Here is a 16,013-nt window from a genome sequence, read left to right as displayed (position 1 = left end):
CATGAAAGCAATACAATGGTATCCAGGCCATATGGCTAAAACTAAAAGACTTATAAAAGAAAAGCTAAAGCACATTGACGTTGTGTTTGAGTTATTAGATGCTAGAGCACCTCTATCAAGTCAAAATCCTTTAATTCATGACATTACTTCAAAAAAACCAAGATTAATTTTACTAAATAAAGCAGATTTAGCTGATCAAAAAATTTTAACGCGTTGGGAAAAATATTTTCAAAAACAAGGCCATTATGTACTGAAAATAAATTCGCTTTCCGGTATGAATGTTCAAAAGATTGCCCCAACGGCCAAACTAATGATTCAAGATGTTTATGAAAAAGAAAAAAGTAGAGGACGCCTAGAGCGTCCTGTTAGAGCAATGATTTTAGGTATTCCGAATGTAGGCAAAAGTACATTAATTAACTCTCTAGTCTCAAAGCGTGTTACTAAAGTTGGAGATATTGCAGGGATTACAAAACATCTTCAAATGATTAGAATCCATGATGACTTAGAATTACTTGATACACCAGGAATATTATGGCCAAAATTTGAAGACCAAGAAGTTGGCTTTAAGTTAGCACTTCTTGGGTCAATTAAAGATCATATATTACCATTAGATGATATTGTAATTTATGGCTTTAAATTTTTAGATAAATACTATAAAGAAGCTTTTGAAGCACGTTATGATATAACCGTGGACATTGAAAATATCGGCAAAATATTTGACGATATTGGTATAAAAAGAGGGTGTTTGAGAAAAGGTGGAGAAGTAGACTATGATAGAGTCATTGATATGTTCTTACAAGATTTTAGACACATGCATTTTGGACAAATTATGTTGGACCGCCTATGATGTATCAGTACGAAAATACATTAATTAAAAAAGGTTACCATATAATCGCTGGATGTGATGAAGTTGGTCGAGGCCCTTTAGCAGGCCCTTTAGTATGTGCCGCAGTCATTTTGAATCCCAACGATAAAATTGAAGGTTTGTTTGATTCTAAAGGATTATCCGAAAAGAAAAGAACAGCTTTATTTGAAGAAATCACTAAACGCGCGATTGATTATAAAATTATTTTTAAATCATCCATAGAAGTTGACAAATTAAACGTGTATCAAGGCAGTAAGTTAGGGATGATTGAAGCTGTAAGTGCACTAGATAAAAAACCCGACTTTGTGCTTAGTGATGCAATGCCACTTACAGGGTTAGGTATTCCTTATGAAGCAATTATAAAAGGGGATCAAAAAAGTGCAACAATCGCAGCTGCAAGTATTTTAGCGAAAGTTTCGAGAGACCGTTATATGGTATATTTACACGATAAATACCCTGAATATGGATTTGATAAACACAAAGGGTATCCTACCAAAATGCATTTAGAAGCTTTAAAAAAGTATGGAATCACGAAAGAACACCGAAAAACATTTAAACCAATCATAACCATTTTACAAACGCAAATTCGCTTAGATTTGTGAAAATATGTTATCATAAAAATAGCCTATATATAAATATAGGAAAATAAGGTTGTTTTATGAATAAGTTTTGATATAATTGTAATGGAATAAAAACGATTACATATGAGGTGACAAAGATGAAAGTAGCAATTGGTGCTGATCATGGAGGCTTTGATTTAAAAGAAAAAATAGTCAAATACTTAGAAGATCATTCTATTGAATACGAAGATTTTGGCACACACTCTAGTGAAAGTTGTGATTATAACGACATAGCAAAAGAAGTAGCAACCGCTGTAAGCAAACAAAATGCTGACCGCGGTATTTTGATATGTGGTACAGGGATTGGCATGAGTATCCAAGCGAACAAAGTTGAAGGCGTTCGTGCTGCACATGTACATGATTTATTCTCTGCTAAAGCTACACGTTTACACAACGATTCCAATGTACTTACAATGGGTGGAAGAATTATTGGCGATGAAGTTGCATTAGCAATCGTTAATATTTGGCTTAATACGGAGTTTTCAAACGAGGAAAGACACCAACGTCGCGTTCGTAAAATTGAATCAAAATAAAGAGGTGACTTATGGCAAGGTTAGTAATATTGAACCATCCTTTAATCGACCATAAAATGTGTAAGATTAGAGATAAAAAAACCGATACAAAAACATTTAGAGAAAATGTCAGTGAGATTAGTGGCTTAATGGCTTATGAAATCACACGTGATTTAAGTACTGTTGAAATTGATATAGAAACACCAATTCAAAAAACAACATGTAAACAGTTAAGTAAGGAAGTAGTGATTGTTCCGATACTACGTGCAGGACTAGGAATGGTCGATGGGATTCATGCACTTATACCTACGGCTAAAGTTGGTCATATCGGATTATACCGTGATGAAGAAACACTAAAACCACATAGTTATTATGTGAAGTTTCCTAAAGAAATAAAAGAAGCAACCGTTTTACTTTTAGACCCAATGCTTGCAACAGGTGGAAGTGTTGCTGCTGCCATTCAATCGCTAAAAGAAAAAGGGGCTAAAGATATCAGATTCGTTGGAATCGTTGGATGTCCTGAAGGGGTAGCTTTATTAGAAGAACTTCATCCTGATGTTGATATTTATTTAGCTGCACTTGATGAAAAACTAAATGAAAAAGGCTACATCGTTCCTGGTTTAGGCGATTGTGGCGACCGTTTATTTGGAACGAAGTAATGACAGACAAGAAGTTTTTAATAAAACTTTTTGCGATAGCAACCAGTTTTATTTATGAAGCAATAGCAGCAATAGCACTTGGTTATCTTATTGGTCTTGGATTAGACCGTTTATTTAAATTAGACACGATATTTACGATTATATTTATGATTATTGGCGCTTTAGCAGCCGTTAGAAATGTAATGGTTCGTGCCTATAAGTTAGGAGCAGAAAAAGATGACTCAAACAAAAACTGAGAAAATTTTTCTCTCAACATTTTTATATGTTTGGCCTTACATTATTATTGGGACAACGTTATGTTATTTTATAACAGGAAGTGACCGTACTATGGCGCTTAATTTCTTTTTAGGTGGCGCTGTTAGTGTTATGCTTATGAGTCACAACTATAAAACAACGATGAAAACCGCTCATAAAGAAGTCGATTTATTAAAGTCTCGTGCACTTAAAAACTATTTTTTTAGATATGGATTTTATATTCTTATCTTGGCAATAACGTATTTTAGAAGTGAAGATGTTATCTATTTAATCCCTGTTTTTATTGGATTTTTATCATTTAAAGTTGTGATGGTAGCGAATTTCTTCTTTACGAATATTTACTTTAAGAAAAAAGGAGTTGACATAGATGATTGAGTATATCATTGGTCTATCACCTAATATTAAATCATCCGTAATAATCATTGTTGCCCTCATGATTATAGTGAGTATCATTGGTCATAAAGTTGGAAAATTAAAACCGACTGATCAACCTAAGGGGATTGCATTTATTGCGATTTTACTTGTGGATACACTTAATAATTTTATTAAAGAGTTTTATGGTAATAAATGGCGTACATATGCACCGCTTCTTATCGCAGTTCTTTTATTTTTGGCGTTTGCTAACACATCAAGTTTATTTGGACTAGCAACACCGCTTGCGAACATGAGCGTGGCATTATCATTTAGTTTATTCGCATTTCTAACCATTCAAATTTCAGGGATAATGGTTAGAAATCCAATCAACCGTATCAAAGATTTAAGCTCACCAAAGTGGTGGTTATTACCAATTAATATTGTGGGTGAGATATCTACACCACTTGCAATGGGATTACGTTTATTTGGTAACTTACTAAGTGGTAGTGTAATGGCTATTGTGGTATTTAATTTATTAAACTCAGTAGCATCAGTTATCGTTACAGTATTTGTTTTACATCCAATTTTCAATATAGGATTTGGACTTATTCAAGCATTTGTATATTTCATGTTGTTAACCATTTTCCTTTCTATGGCTGTTTCCGATGAGGAAGCAATCACCACAGAATAAGGAATAAAATAAATAGATAAGTACACAAATTATAGGAGGATATTATTATGTTAAATTTAGTAGCAGAATACAATAGTTTTTTTGTTTCAGGGATGGCATTATTAGGTGCTGGTATTGCAATGATCGCTGGTCTTGGACCTGGGATTGGACAAGGATTTGCAGCAGGTAAAGCAGTAGAAGCAGTTGGTAGACAACCAGAAGCTATTGGTAAAATTACTACAACCATGCTTGTTGGGCAAGCTATGGCTGAAACAACAGGACTTTACGCATTAATTATTGCGTTTGTATTAATCGGACAATAAGATAGATTGGAGGCAACACCATGGAGAGAGTTGCACAAGCCATAAGAGATTTAGTTGAAATCGGCTTAAGCATAGATCCGTGGGAAATGCTCATTCAAATCGTTGCAACAGTTTTACTTATTCTTGTTGTCAAATTTTTCTTTTGGGGAAAAATTACAGCATTTATTGATGCGCGTAGAGAGTTTATTGATAAAGAACTCGTTGAAGCAACTGAAAGAAATGAAGAAGCTTCTATGCTAAAAGCAGAAGCTGAAAAAGCGTTCGAACAAGTAAAGCAAGAGGCAAGACAGATTATTGAAGAAGCGAAAACCCGTGGAGAAGATTCTAAAAGAGAACTTATTGCTAAAGCAAAAGATGAAGCAACGAATATTAAAAAAAGTGCTCAAAAAGATTTAGCACAAGAAATAGAAGTTGCTAAAACACAAATTCGCAATGAAATCATTGAAGTGGCAAGCGTATTAGCACAAAAAGTTATCGATCAAGAAATCGATAAACAAACATATGATCGTTTGATTGATCAAGCGATTGAAGAGGTTCGTAACCGATGAGCGCTATAAGCGATCAATACAGCGTTGCGCTTTTTGAACTTGCCATAGAAGAGAAGATTGTTAAAGAATTAAATCAAGTATTCTCAGACTTTGTAGAATCGATTGATGAAGAAAGTATTCAATGCTTTTTACATCCAAGAATTAGTAAAAAAGAAAAAAAAGCGATGATTGAATCGTTTAAGTTAGATCCTTTATTTAGAGATTTCTTGTATGTTTTAATCGAAAATAATCGTTTTTTAATGTTGAACGATATTTTATCAGGCTATCAAAAACTTGTTGAAGAACAACACAAACTCATGCGTATCATAGTGAAAAGTGGTAAGGCATTAACACAAGAGAAAATTGAAATATTAACACAACAGTATGAAAAAAAATACCAACGTCAAGTGTTGATTGAAAACGAAATCGATGAAACGATTGTAGGCGGATTAAAATTTGAATATAACGGTGTTGTAATAGACGACACAGTTAATCATACATTAAACCAACTCAAGTCGCGTTTGACGAAATAGGCAGGTGAAATAATGAGCAAAATCAATCCAGTAGAGATTAGCGCGCTAATCAAGGAACAAATAAAAAAATATAGTAAAGAAATCAAAACTGAAAACGTAGGTACTGTTATCAGTGTTGGGGATGGAATTGCCTTAGTTCACGGACTCGATCAAGCGATGAGTGGTGAGTTATTACAGTTTCCAAATAACATCTTCGGTATGGCATTAAACTTGGAAAAAGATCACGTTGGTGTCATTATTTTAGATGAATCTACAGCGATTAAAGAAGGCGACATTGTTAAAACAACCGGTCGTATACTAGAAGTTCCTGTTGGAGATGCTTTAATTGGTCGCGCAGTGAATCCGTTAGGACAACCAATTGATGGCTTAGGCAGTATTGAAACGACTAAAACACGTCCGCTTGAAAGAAAAGCAACGGGCGTAATGAGTCGTAAATCAGTTGATGAACCACTTCAAACTGGGATTAAAGTACTTGATGCTTTAGTACCAATTGGTAGAGGTCAGCGTGAGTTAATCATTGGAGACCGTCAAACTGGTAAAACCAGTATTGCCATTGATACAATGATTAATCAAAAAGGAAAAGATGTTATTTGTATTTATGTAGCCATTGGACAGAAAGAATCAACTGTTGCTGGGGTTATTAAAACACTTAAAAAGTTTGGGGCAATGGACTATTCAATTATTGTTAGTGCAAGTGCAAGTGAACCTTCACCACTTCTATATTTAGCGCCTTATGCAGGGGTTAGTATTGCTGAAGAGTTTATGTATGAAGGAAAAAGTGTACTAGTCATTTATGATGACTTAACAAAACATGCCATTGCATACAGAGAATTAAGTTTACTACTTAGAAGACCACCGGGACGCGAAGCGTATCCAGGAGATGTGTTCTATTTACATTCACGTCTATTAGAACGTGCAGCTAAATTAAATGATGAACTTGGTGGCGGTTCAATTACCGCACTACCAATTATTGAAACACAAGCAGGTGATATATCTGCATATATCCCTACAAACGTTATTAGTATTACTGATGGTCAGATATTCTTACAAAGTGATCTTTTCTATACAGGGGTACGTCCAGCGATTAACGCAGGACTTAGTGTATCGCGTGTAGGAGGTTCTGCACAAATTAAAGCGATTAAAAAAGTATCAGGAACCTTGCGTCTTGATTTAGCTAGTTACCGCGAATTAGAAGCATTCACACAGTTTGGTTCTGATTTAGATGATGCAACTAAGAAAAAACTTGAACGCGGGAAACGTACAGTTGAAATCTTAAAACAAGGACTCCATGAAACCATGGATGTTGAGAAACAAGTAGTCTCAATTTATGCCTTAACAAGTGGCCATCTAGATGATGTTAAAGTTGAAGATATAAAACGCTTTGAAGAAGATTTACACCGTGTGTTTGAACAAGACGAAACAGGAAAAGCGTGTTTAGAAACTATCCGTACAACAAAAGAGTTACCAGATAAAAAAGACCTAAATAAAGTCATTGAACAATTCAAAAAATCATTTGCGTAAGGAGGTGTTTTGATGAGCTCAATGCGCGATATAAAACAGCGAATCAATGCGACGCAAAAAACGAGCCAAATTACTAAAGCAATGCATATGGTAAGTGCTTCAAAATTAAAAAGAGCCGAAAGAAATATCATTAATTTTAGACCGCTCACAAAACGCTTAACAGATTCACTTGCGCGTGTATTAGAAAATGATAATGAGTTGTCACATCCTATTATTGAAGCGCGTGATATTACAAAAACAGTTTATATCTTAATTTCAAGTGATCGTGGACTAGCAGGACCTTATAATGCAAGTGTTTTTAAAGCATTTCAAGCCTATATTGATGAGCACCACACCTCAAGTGATGAATTTGCGATTGCGGCTTTAGGATATAAAGCTTTTAGTTATGCAAAACGTAAAAACTATTCGTTGATAAATGATCAAGTCATACAAGTGCGTGATGATGTTCAATTTTTAGACTTTCAATCACTTAGTGATGAGTTTATAAAACGTTATTTATCAGGTGAATTTGATAAAGCGATTGTTTTTTATAATAAGTTTGTTAATACCATCACACAGCGTGTCGAACATCAAGTCATTATGCCACTTGAGAAAAATGTTATTTTAAAAAGTAAACAAAAAGAAGAAAAACCGACTCAATATAAACGTATGTATCATTACGAACCAAGCGTCTCAAACGTATTAGCACAACTTCTACCTATGGTCGTTGTCAATTTGCTTTATGGCATGATTTTAGAAGCGAAAGCAAGTGAACACGCTGCACGAATGACCGCGATGAAAAGTGCTACAGATAATGCGAAAGAACTTATTAAAGATCTACAGCTTCACTACAACCGTGCAAGACAAGATGCCATTACGATTGAGTTAACCGATATCATCGGTGGCGCAAACGCGGTGAACTAAGGAGGATACACTATGAATAAAGGTAAAGTCATACAGGTTATGGGTCCAGTTGTCGACGTAAAATTCGAAGACAAATTACCTGAGATTAACCATGCCTTACAAATTGACAATACAAACGAAAAAAATCGTGTCGTAGACATCACATTAACCCTTGAAGTTTCTCTTCATTTAGGGGATGGAATTGTTCGTACAATTGCGATGGACTCAACCGACGGTGTACGCCGAGGCATGGAAGCTATTGATACTGGCCAAGCAATCAGTGTACCAGTAGGTGAGGCGACACTGGGTAGAATATTTAACGTACTTGGTGAAGAAATTGATGGAAAAGAAAAAGTACATGGGAACACAAAACGTATGCCAATCCATCGTGAAGCACCAAAACTAGATGAAATTAGTAGCGAAACAGAAATCTTAGAAACTGGTATTAAAGTAGTTGATTTATTAGCACCTTATATTAAAGGTGGTAAAATCGGATTATTTGGTGGTGCCGGAGTAGGTAAAACAGTACTTATTCAGGAACTTATCCACAACATCGCTCTCGAACACGGCGGAATCTCAGTATTTGCTGGTGTTGGTGAGCGAACACGTGAAGGAAACGATTTATACCATGAAATGACAGATTCTGGTGTTATTAGTAAAACTGCAATGGTATTTGGGCAAATGAATGAACCACCAGGTGCACGTATGCGTGTTGGATTAACCGGTTTGACAATGGCAGAATATTTCCGTGATGAAGAAAAACAAGATGTTTTATTCTTTATCGATAATATTTTCCGTTTTACTCAAGCAGGATCTGAGGTATCTGCATTACTTGGGCGTATGCCAAGTGCAGTTGGATATCAGCCAACATTAGCAACAGAAATGGGTAAATTACAAGAACGAATCACATCGACAAAAGAAGGTTCAATTACATCTATCCAAGCTGTATATGTACCGGCAGATGACTATACTGACCCGGCACCAGCTACGACATTCACCCATTTAGATGCAACCACAAACTTAAGCCGTAAGATTAGTGAGGAAGGTATTTACCCTGCGGTAGATCCACTCGCTTCAACCTCACGTGCATTAGAACCAGAAGTTGTAGGAAATGAACATTATTCGATTGCACGTGAAGTGCAAAGAACCATTCAACGTTATAATGAACTTCTTGATATTATCGCCATCTTAGGGATGGATGAGTTATCAGAAGAAGATAAACAACTTGTACACCGTGCAAGACGTGTAAGATTATTCTTATCACAAAATTTCCACGTAGCAGAACAATTTACAGGACAAAAAGGTTCATACGTTCCAGTCTCAGAAACCATCCGTGGATTTAAAGGCATTTTAGAAGGAAAATATGATGATATTCCTGAGGACGCATTCCGTTTAGTAGGAAGCATCGATGACGTACTTAAAAAAGCAGAAACCTTAAAATAGAAGGTGATTATATGAAACTCACGGTAATAACCCCAAATGGTGTTTTATACAATGAAGATGTCGATTACATTGTTGTTAGTTCTAAAAACAATGGTGATTTTGCTATACTAGAAAATCACGCCCCAGTTATTTCGACTATTGATGTAGGGTACTTAAAACTTGTAAAAGATCAAAAAAATGTTTTTACAGTTATCATTAACGGCGTCTTAGAACAGCAAGATAACTACATTAACGTCATCGCACAAGAAGCACATGTTGGGTTAAATAAAGATTCAGCGATGGAACATTTAAACTCAGTTAGAAAAGAGCGTTTAGAAGAAAATCGTAAGAGAACAATGGATTTCTTAATGGCTGAACAAGAACTTAAAAAGGCTGTAAAAAACGCAAAAGCTTCAAGGAGATAAGCAACTATTAATAGGCGAATACCTTGAATAAAACCTTATCTATGTTATAATAGTAATGAAAACTAAGGAGGTAATTATTTTATGTCAAATCAAATTAAATTAATGAATCAATACGTTGCAGATTTAGCAGTGCTAAATACGAAGTTCCATAACTTACATTGGAATGTTACTGGAGAAAGATTCGTACCTATCCACGTACATTTAGAAGAACTATATGACGATTTATTCGAAAAGTATGATGAAGTTGCAGAACGCATTAAAATGTTAGGGGAATTTCCACTAGCTTCACAAAAATCATATTTAGAAGTAACAAACGTTAAAGAATTAGAAGTTCGCGATTATAAAATCGGCGAAACAATGAAAATTGTTAAAGATGAAGTTGTAGCATTAAAAGAATTAGCTGATTCAATCAGAACAGCTGCTGATGAAGTTAATGACTACATCACTGTAGCTATGATGGAAGATCACGTAGCAGGTTATGACAAAGAACTTTGGTTCATTGCTCAAATGCTAAAATAATTTAGTCCAAATAAGGCGCTTATGCGCCTTTTTGTTTGACATATTTCCATTCCTTATGTATCATTACTGCAGGTGGTTACAATGATTAAAAAAGAATTAGTTAAAACCGTTGAACAAATTGATTCAACAAATACCTATATTAAGAAAAACTTTGCAACATTAGAGCATGGTTTTTTAATTCGTGCCAACATTCAAACAGCTGGACGAGGACAAAGAGAACGAGTCTGGGAAAGTAAAGGACATGAAAACTTACTGTTTAGTTTCTTGATAAAGGATAATACCATCTCATCGACACAATTGCTTATGAGCACTGCACTTACCTTAAAAAAGATACTTGATGATTTAAATATATATGCCTCAATTAAACTACCAAATGACGTATATGTCGGTAAATTTAAGATTGCAGGTATATTAATTGAAAACATATTACTCAAAGATCAAGCCTATAAGATTGTAGGTGTTGGGTTAAATGTTAATGAAGACTTATCAAGCAAAGATTTTTTAGCAACTTCACTTAAGACATTGACTAAGAAAAACTACAAAATTGAACACATTTTAACTGCTTTTATCGATCATTTTAATCGATTAGTTCAAACCGATTGCTTTGACACGTTTAGAAATTACGTCTTAGAATCAAAAACAAATATCAAATATAATGGTTTGGCATACGAACTAATAGATTTTAGTAAAGATTTTACCTGTACAATTAGCGGACAAGGAACTAGTAAAAATATTCACTGTTCGAACCTAAATTTTGACCGAAACTGATTGTTTATAAAAATTATAAATAAACAATAATGATATTTAAAAATAATGTTCGTGTACGAACATAAAGATATGATTTCTAATTAACATAAAATAATAATAAGACTTTACGCCTTAATAGAGGCGATAAAGTCTTTTTTGATATACATTATAAAAACGGTATCATACATGCGTGTACAAACATATAAAAGGGTATTCATATGAGTGGAGAAAAATATGTGGAATATCGAATATTTTGAATATCAAAATAAGTTGACATGACTAAAATTCATAGATATAATTGCATGAAAGGAGGTATGTACAATGTTTGAAAAAATACGTGAAGTTATAGTCGCTGAATTAGGCGTAGAAGCAGATGAAGTTACTTTAGAAGCGAGCATTATTGATGACTTAGGAGCAGATTCCCTTGATGTCGTTGAATTAATAATGGCTTTAGAGGATGAATTTGACATTAAAGTTGAAGACGATCAAGCTCAAAATATGAGAACAGTTCAAGATATTTTGAAATATATTGAGGGATTAAAGTAGAGGTTTGTAGAAATCTTTACTTTTCTCCTTAATGGAGGCATACACTATGAATAACAAAGAACTTAAAGAATTAATAAAAATATTTGAATCATCATCGTTATCTCGTATTAAACTCGATAAAGGTGATGTTACTATAGAATTAGAGAAACAGAGTGTACAGGTAAAAGAAGTTGTTCGTGCTGAAGTTCCTGCACAACAAGTTGTAGCTAATGAAGCTAATACACCTGTAACCCCTGCCAAACCAACGTATGAACCACTTAAAGCACCGCTTGTAGGGACATATTACGAAGCACCTGCACCTGATCAACCCTCATTTGTACGAATAGGACAAAATATTAAAAAAGGGGATACTTTATTCATTATTGAAGCAATGAAAGTAATGAATGAAATCACCGCACCAAGAGATGGTAAAATCATGTCAATCAATGTGAAAAACGGTGATATGGTCATGTATGATCAAATCATTATGGAGATTGAATAATGCTACATAAAGTCCTTATTGCGAATCGTGGAGAAATTGCGGTTCGCATTATTAGAGCCTGTAAACAAATGGGAATCGAAACAGTTGCAGTTTATAGTAAAGCTGATAAAGATAGTTTACATGTCCATATTGCTGATGAAGCAGTTTGTATTGGAGACAACGCAGCAAGTGCATCGTATTTAAATATGGAAAATATTATTAGTGCTGCGATTAACACAGGAGCTGAAGCAATTCATCCTGGTTTTGGCTTTTTGAGTGAAAATGCTCAATTTGCTGAATTGTGTGAATCTTGTGGCATTATTTTTGTTGGTCCAAAAAGTAACGTTATCTCTAAAATGGGAGATAAAGCAATGGCAAAAAAATTAATGCGCGAGGCGGGTGTACCATGTGTGCCTGGTAGCGAGGGTGAAGTTACACTTGAAGAAGGTAAAAAAATCCTTGAAGAAATTGGGGTTCCAATTTTAATTAAAGCCAGTGCCGGTGGCGGCGGTCGTGGAATGCGTATTGTTCGAAATAAAAGTGAATATGAAAAAGCCTACCGCGCAGCGAAACAAGAAGCTGCAGCGGCTTTTAAACATGATGGGGTTTATATTGAAAAACTTGTTGAAAACCCAAAACACATTGAAGTTCAAATTTTAGCAGATAAATACGGTGCAATCATTCATTTAGGTGAACGTGATTGTAGTGTTCAAAGAAGAAACCAAAAAGTCGTTGAAGAAGCACCTAGTAGCATTCCAACTGAGATGAAAGAAGCTATGTATGAAGCGGCTATTAAAGCAGCCGAGTTTGTTAAATATGAAAATGCTGGAACGATTGAATTCATCGTAGATAAAGATGGTTTTTATTTTATCGAGATGAATACACGTATTCAAGTAGAACATCCTGTAACTGAAATGATCACAGGCATTGATATCGTTAAAGAACAACTGCGTATTGCTGCAGGAAGACATTTAAAATATAAACAAGAAGATGTTAAGTTTACAGGTCATGCGATTGAAGTACGTATTAATGCAGAAGACCCAAAACATCAGTTTAGACCAAGTCCAGGGTTAATTGAAATGCTTCATGTACCACAAGGTTTAGGGATTAGATTTGATTCAATGATTTATACAGATTATGTTATTCCACCATTTTATGATTCAATGATTGGTAAAGTCATTGTTCATGGGTATAGCCGATTAGATGCTATTCGTAAAATGCGTGCAACATTAGAAGAACTTATAATCGAAGGTGTCCCTAATAATCAAACATTCTTAACGATGATTTTAATGCATCCTGATTTTGTTAAAGGTGACTTTGACACTGGATTCATTGAGAAAAATCTTGAGGGGTTGTTAGATTATGAAACGTGATCTATTAAAAGAATCATTTGATAAGAAACGACGCATGCGAGACCGCATGAACTTATATAGAAAAAAACCATTATCACACCATAAAGCACCAGATGTACCACAAGGGTTATATGAAAAGTGTTCGAAATGTAAATCAACTTTTCCTCAACAAGAAGTACTAAAAAATCAACTTGTATGTCCAAACTGTCAAAATCATTTTAGAATACGTGCAATTGATCGTATTTCTATGACGTGTGATCCACATACATTCGTGGAAAAAGGGTTTGGATATATTACTTTAAATCCATTATTCCAAGAAGGTTATGAACAAAAAATTCATGATTATAAAAAACGTACTAATATGGATGAAGCCTATATTTATGGCTATGCAGAAATCCGTGAAGAACCATGTATTATTGGTGTAATGGACAGTCACTTCATGATGGGTAGTATGGGTAGTGTTGTTGGTGAAAAAGTGACTAAAAGCATTGAATATGCATTATATAAGAAATTACCTTTAGTTATTTTTGTTGCCTCTGGTGGGGCTAGAATGCAAGAAGGTATTTATAGCTTAATGCAGATGGCCAAAACCAGTGGTGCCATTAGAAAATTACATAGACAAGGCTTACTATATATTAGTGTCTTAACCGATCCAACCACAGGTGGTGTAACAGCCTCTTTTGCTTCGTTAGGTGATGTTATTATTGCAGAACCCCAAGCATTAATTGGATTTGCAGGACCACGTGTTATTGAACAAACCATTAAACAACAATTGCCAGAAGGATTCCAAACTGCAGAATTTTTACTTGAAAAAGGTATGGTTGATACAGTAGTTCATCGACATGAGATGAGAGATACATTACATCGTTTACTTGTCATGCATAAGCGAGGTGTATAAAATGGATATCTTACAAAAAGAAAAGAAACTTAAAAAACTAGAAGAAGAACTTTACCGTTTAGATGATCAAGCGGCTATTGATGAAATTAAAGAAACGATAAACGATTATAAAATAAAAGCCATGTCATCACTTACCTCATGGGATCGTGTCTTACTTGCTAGACATCAGCAACGTCCAAATGCGAAAGCGTTTATTGATAATGTGTTTGATGACTTTATAGAACTTCATGGTGATCGTTCTTTTGCCGATGATAGAGCCATTATAGGTGGTATTGGCATGATTAACAATATCCCCGTAACCATAATCGCACAACAAAAAGGAACCACCACAGAAGAAAACATTGCTTGCAACTTTGCGATGGCACACCCGGAAGGGTATAGAAAAGCATTGCGTCTTATGAAACAAGCTGAAAAATTTAACCGTCCAATTATAACCTTTATTGATACACCAGGTGCTTATCCAGGGATTGGTGCTGAAGCGCGAGGTCAAGGAGAAGCAATTGCTAGAAACCTTTACGAAATGAGCGATTTAGGTGTCCCAATTATTGCCATTGTTATTGGTGAGGGTGGTTCAGGTGGCGCACTTGCTATCGGGATGGGTAATGAAGTATTTATGCTTGAAAATAGTATATATTCAATTCTTTCACCTGAAGGTTACGCAAGTATCTTATGGAAGGATTCAACTAAAGCAAAAGAAGCGGCTGAAGTGATGAAGCTAACAAGTTTTGATTTAGAAGAGTTAGGTATTATTGATGGCATTATAACAGAACCACTTGGTGGTGCACATCACGATCCTATTGAAACCTTTGAAGAAGTAAAAGATACCATTATTGAATCTTTAGCACGTTATCAAAACATGAGTCATTTTGAAATTAAGACCGCGCGTTACGCTAAATATCGTAACATTGGTTTCTTCCAACGATTCAATTATGAACACTTAAAAGGAGTGGTAAAATGATTTATACTAAAATCTTGGGGACTGGTTCATATGTCCCACCGTTTGTCGTTACAAATAAAGATTTAGAAAAACTTGTAGAGACTTCTGATGAATGGATTCAATCACGTACCGGAATTAAAGAACGTCATATGTCATTTGATGAAAACACATCAGATTTAGCATTAAAAGCAAGTTTAAAAGCAATTGAGGATGCTCAAATAGATCCATCTACAATTGACTTAGTCATTGTTGCGACTGTAACCCCTGACTTCCCGTTTCCAGGCGTTGCGAATATTTTACAAAGAAAACTTGGGCTCAATGTAATTACAGCCTTTGATATAAATGCGGCTTGTACTGGATTTATCTATGCATTAAATATTGCAGATAAAATGATTAAAAGCGGTGCTTACAAACGCGCTTTAATTGTTGGTGCTGAAATTTTAACAAAATATACAGACTTTGAAGATAGAAATACGTGTGTATTATTTGCTGATGCAGCTGGGGCTATGATTATAGATAAATGTGATACCCCAAAAATCAAAGATATTGTTACCTATTCTAAAGGTGATTTAGAAGGGTTATTACGTATGGAAGGGTACCCGCTTAAAAAAGACTTTAAAACCAATCAAAATTCTTTACCATTCATTAAAATGCAAGGCACTGAAGTCTTTAAGTTCGCTACGAAAGTTTTACCTGATACCGTATTAGAATTACTTGAACGTACGAATCATAAATTAGAAGATTTAACCATGATTGTTGCGCATCAAGCAAACCAACGCATTATTGATAAAGCAGCAAGAGTATTAGATTATCCTATTGAACAAATGTTTATGAATATCGATAAATATGGCAATACCTCAGCAGCAAGCGTTCCTCTTGCGATTGATGAGGCTATCAAAGAAGGAAAACTTAAAAAAGGTGACTTATTTGTCACTGTAGCGTTTGGCGCAGGATTAACCTGGGGCGGCGCTATGATTGAGCTGTAA

The 16,013-nt window shown here is 34.9% G+C and carries 22 protein-coding genes; all 22 read left to right on the top strand.

The genetic code is table 11. The features are described 5' to 3' along the window. The first annotated feature begins 1 nt into the window (after window position 1). The 22 genes from ylqF (at window position 2) to ACHAJD_RS04045 (ending at window position 16,013) form a co-directional block, all read left to right on the top strand. Window positions 2–847: a ribosome biogenesis GTPase YlqF gene (gene ylqF / locus ACHAJD_RS04150; protein ID WP_435584607.1), complete on the top strand. Its 846-nt coding sequence runs from the start codon at window positions 2–4 to the stop codon at window positions 845–847. Continuing rightward, window positions 844–1,467 (top strand): ribonuclease HII, encoded by a 624-nt coding sequence (gene rnhB / locus ACHAJD_RS04145; protein WP_435584606.1) that lies wholly within the window; start codon window positions 844–846, stop codon window positions 1,465–1,467. Before ylqF ends, rnhB begins: the two co-directional genes overlap by 4 nt. 116 nt (window positions 1,468–1,583) lie before the next feature. Then, window positions 1,584–2,018 (top strand): ribose 5-phosphate isomerase B, encoded by a 435-nt coding sequence (rpiB, locus tag ACHAJD_RS04140; protein ID WP_435584605.1) that lies wholly within the window; start codon window positions 1,584–1,586, stop codon window positions 2,016–2,018. A gap of 11 nt (window positions 2,019–2,029) precedes the next feature. Continuing rightward, window positions 2,030–2,656: a uracil phosphoribosyltransferase gene (gene upp, locus ACHAJD_RS04135; protein WP_435584604.1), complete on the top strand. Its 627-nt coding sequence runs from the start codon at window positions 2,030–2,032 to the stop codon at window positions 2,654–2,656. Then, the gene (locus tag ACHAJD_RS04130; protein WP_435584603.1) at window positions 2,656–2,892 is read left to right on the top strand and encodes an AtpZ/AtpI family protein; all 237 of its coding nucleotides are present in this window, start codon (window positions 2,656–2,658) and stop codon (window positions 2,890–2,892) included. Before upp ends, ACHAJD_RS04130 begins: the two co-directional genes overlap by 1 nt. After that, entirely contained in the window at window positions 2,873–3,286 is a 414-nt protein-coding gene (locus tag ACHAJD_RS04125; protein WP_435584602.1) for an ATP synthase subunit I, read from the top strand. The genes ACHAJD_RS04130 and ACHAJD_RS04125 overlap by 20 nt, the downstream gene beginning before the upstream one ends. Continuing rightward, the gene (locus ACHAJD_RS04120; RefSeq protein WP_435584601.1) at window positions 3,279–3,956 is read left to right on the top strand and encodes a F0F1 ATP synthase subunit A; all 678 of its coding nucleotides are present in this window, start codon (window positions 3,279–3,281) and stop codon (window positions 3,954–3,956) included. Before ACHAJD_RS04125 ends, ACHAJD_RS04120 begins: the two co-directional genes overlap by 8 nt. A gap of 47 nt (window positions 3,957–4,003) precedes the next feature. Then, a complete protein-coding gene (gene atpE, locus ACHAJD_RS04115; protein ID WP_435584600.1) occupies window positions 4,004–4,258 on the top strand; it encodes an ATP synthase F0 subunit C in 255 nt (84 codons plus the stop codon). A 20-nt stretch (window positions 4,259–4,278) separates the two neighbouring features. After that, window positions 4,279–4,806, top strand: a complete 528-nt coding sequence (atpF, locus tag ACHAJD_RS04110) for a F0F1 ATP synthase subunit B (protein WP_435584599.1) — start codon at window positions 4,279–4,281, stop codon at window positions 4,804–4,806. Then, window positions 4,803–5,318 carry an ATP synthase F1 subunit delta gene (gene atpH, locus ACHAJD_RS04105; RefSeq protein ID WP_435584598.1) on the top strand — a complete coding sequence of 172 codons (516 nt, stop codon included), beginning with the start codon at window positions 4,803–4,805 and terminating at the stop codon, window positions 5,316–5,318. Before atpF ends, atpH begins: the two co-directional genes overlap by 4 nt. 12 nt (window positions 5,319–5,330) lie before the next feature. Further along, entirely contained in the window at window positions 5,331–6,839 is a 1,509-nt protein-coding gene (gene atpA / locus ACHAJD_RS04100; RefSeq protein ID WP_435584597.1) for a F0F1 ATP synthase subunit alpha, read from the top strand. 12 nt (window positions 6,840–6,851) lie between these two features. Continuing rightward, window positions 6,852–7,742: an ATP synthase F1 subunit gamma gene (gene atpG / locus ACHAJD_RS04095; RefSeq protein ID WP_435584596.1), complete on the top strand. Its 891-nt coding sequence runs from the start codon at window positions 6,852–6,854 to the stop codon at window positions 7,740–7,742. 12 nt (window positions 7,743–7,754) lie between these two features. Continuing rightward, on the top strand, window positions 7,755–9,164 hold the full coding sequence (gene atpD / locus ACHAJD_RS04090; protein ID WP_435584595.1) for a F0F1 ATP synthase subunit beta: 1,410 nt from the start codon (window positions 7,755–7,757) through the stop codon (window positions 9,162–9,164). Window positions 9,165–9,175: 11 nt separating this feature from the next. Continuing rightward, entirely contained in the window at window positions 9,176–9,568 is a 393-nt protein-coding gene (gene atpC, locus ACHAJD_RS04085; RefSeq protein ID WP_435584594.1) for an ATP synthase F1 subunit epsilon, read from the top strand. Between the two features lie 81 nt (window positions 9,569–9,649). Further along, a complete protein-coding gene (locus ACHAJD_RS04080) occupies window positions 9,650–10,087 on the top strand; it encodes a Dps family protein (RefSeq protein WP_435584593.1) in 438 nt (145 codons plus the stop codon). 81 nt (window positions 10,088–10,168) lie between these two features. After that, window positions 10,169–10,855 (top strand): biotin--[acetyl-CoA-carboxylase] ligase, encoded by a 687-nt coding sequence (locus tag ACHAJD_RS04075; RefSeq protein ID WP_435584592.1) that lies wholly within the window; start codon window positions 10,169–10,171, stop codon window positions 10,853–10,855. Between the two features lie 300 nt (window positions 10,856–11,155). Continuing rightward, window positions 11,156–11,380 carry an acyl carrier protein gene (locus tag ACHAJD_RS04070; RefSeq protein ID WP_435584591.1) on the top strand — a complete coding sequence of 75 codons (225 nt, stop codon included), beginning with the start codon at window positions 11,156–11,158 and terminating at the stop codon, window positions 11,378–11,380. A 46-nt stretch (window positions 11,381–11,426) separates the two neighbouring features. Beyond that, the gene (gene accB / locus ACHAJD_RS04065) at window positions 11,427–11,861 is read left to right on the top strand and encodes an acetyl-CoA carboxylase biotin carboxyl carrier protein (protein ID WP_435584590.1); all 435 of its coding nucleotides are present in this window, start codon (window positions 11,427–11,429) and stop codon (window positions 11,859–11,861) included. Next, window positions 11,861–13,213, top strand: a complete 1,353-nt coding sequence (gene accC, locus ACHAJD_RS04060; RefSeq protein WP_435584589.1) for an acetyl-CoA carboxylase biotin carboxylase subunit — start codon at window positions 11,861–11,863, stop codon at window positions 13,211–13,213. The genes accB and accC overlap by 1 nt, the downstream gene beginning before the upstream one ends. Continuing rightward, a complete protein-coding gene (gene accD / locus ACHAJD_RS04055; protein ID WP_435584588.1) occupies window positions 13,203–14,090 on the top strand; it encodes an acetyl-CoA carboxylase, carboxyltransferase subunit beta in 888 nt (295 codons plus the stop codon). Before accC ends, accD begins: the two co-directional genes overlap by 11 nt. Before the next feature lies 1 nt (window position 14,091). Next, window positions 14,092–15,048 (top strand): acetyl-CoA carboxylase carboxyltransferase subunit alpha, encoded by a 957-nt coding sequence (locus ACHAJD_RS04050; RefSeq protein WP_435584587.1) that lies wholly within the window; start codon window positions 14,092–14,094, stop codon window positions 15,046–15,048. Next, window positions 15,045–16,013, top strand: coding sequence for a beta-ketoacyl-ACP synthase III (locus ACHAJD_RS04045; RefSeq protein ID WP_435584586.1), 969 nt, complete (start codon window positions 15,045–15,047; stop codon window positions 16,011–16,013). Before ACHAJD_RS04050 ends, ACHAJD_RS04045 begins: the two co-directional genes overlap by 4 nt.

Origin of the sequence: Liberiplasma polymorphum (assembly GCF_043951795.1) — a bacterium.
Lineage (GTDB): Bacteria > Bacillota_I > Bacilli_A > Izemoplasmatales > Izemoplasmataceae > Liberiplasma > Liberiplasma polymorphum.
The sequence above is the reverse complement of the archived record's forward strand: the minus strand, read 5'-3'. Positions and strand labels throughout refer to the sequence as shown.

Excerpts from the sequence above, each read along its gene's own strand:
- ACHAJD_RS04070 (WP_435584591.1), top strand. The coding sequence starts at position 11,156 with ATGTTTGAAAAAATACGTGAAGTTATAGTCGCTGAATTAGGCGTAGAA.
- ylqF (WP_435584607.1), top strand. The coding sequence starts at position 2 with ATGAAAGCAATACAATGGTATCCAGGCCATATGGCTAAAACTAAAAGA.
- atpA (WP_435584597.1), top strand. The coding sequence starts at position 5,331 with ATGAGCAAAATCAATCCAGTAGAGATTAGCGCGCTAATCAAGGAACAA.
- ACHAJD_RS04120 (WP_435584601.1), top strand. The coding sequence starts at position 3,279 with ATGATTGAGTATATCATTGGTCTATCACCTAATATTAAATCATCCGTA.
- atpH (WP_435584598.1), top strand. The coding sequence starts at position 4,803 with ATGAGCGCTATAAGCGATCAATACAGCGTTGCGCTTTTTGAACTTGCC.
- ACHAJD_RS04080 (WP_435584593.1), top strand. The coding sequence starts at position 9,650 with ATGTCAAATCAAATTAAATTAATGAATCAATACGTTGCAGATTTAGCA.
- ACHAJD_RS04045 (WP_435584586.1), top strand. The coding sequence starts at position 15,045 with ATGATTTATACTAAAATCTTGGGGACTGGTTCATATGTCCCACCGTTT.
- atpD (WP_435584595.1), top strand. The coding sequence starts at position 7,755 with ATGAATAAAGGTAAAGTCATACAGGTTATGGGTCCAGTTGTCGACGTA.
- accD (WP_435584588.1), top strand. The coding sequence starts at position 13,203 with ATGAAACGTGATCTATTAAAAGAATCATTTGATAAGAAACGACGCATG.
- rnhB (WP_435584606.1), top strand. The coding sequence starts at position 844 with ATGATGTATCAGTACGAAAATACATTAATTAAAAAAGGTTACCATATA.
- atpG (WP_435584596.1), top strand. The coding sequence starts at position 6,852 with ATGAGCTCAATGCGCGATATAAAACAGCGAATCAATGCGACGCAAAAA.
- ACHAJD_RS04125 (WP_435584602.1), top strand. The coding sequence starts at position 2,873 with ATGACTCAAACAAAAACTGAGAAAATTTTTCTCTCAACATTTTTATAT.
- accB (WP_435584590.1), top strand. The coding sequence starts at position 11,427 with ATGAATAACAAAGAACTTAAAGAATTAATAAAAATATTTGAATCATCA.
- accC (WP_435584589.1), top strand. The coding sequence starts at position 11,861 with ATGCTACATAAAGTCCTTATTGCGAATCGTGGAGAAATTGCGGTTCGC.
- ACHAJD_RS04050 (WP_435584587.1), top strand. The coding sequence starts at position 14,092 with ATGGATATCTTACAAAAAGAAAAGAAACTTAAAAAACTAGAAGAAGAA.
- atpF (WP_435584599.1), top strand. The coding sequence starts at position 4,279 with ATGGAGAGAGTTGCACAAGCCATAAGAGATTTAGTTGAAATCGGCTTA.
- ACHAJD_RS04075 (WP_435584592.1), top strand. The coding sequence starts at position 10,169 with ATGATTAAAAAAGAATTAGTTAAAACCGTTGAACAAATTGATTCAACA.
- ACHAJD_RS04130 (WP_435584603.1), top strand. The coding sequence starts at position 2,656 with ATGACAGACAAGAAGTTTTTAATAAAACTTTTTGCGATAGCAACCAGT.
- atpC (WP_435584594.1), top strand. The coding sequence starts at position 9,176 with ATGAAACTCACGGTAATAACCCCAAATGGTGTTTTATACAATGAAGAT.
- rpiB (WP_435584605.1), top strand. The coding sequence starts at position 1,584 with ATGAAAGTAGCAATTGGTGCTGATCATGGAGGCTTTGATTTAAAAGAA.
- upp (WP_435584604.1), top strand. The coding sequence starts at position 2,030 with ATGGCAAGGTTAGTAATATTGAACCATCCTTTAATCGACCATAAAATG.
- atpE (WP_435584600.1), top strand. The coding sequence starts at position 4,004 with ATGTTAAATTTAGTAGCAGAATACAATAGTTTTTTTGTTTCAGGGATG.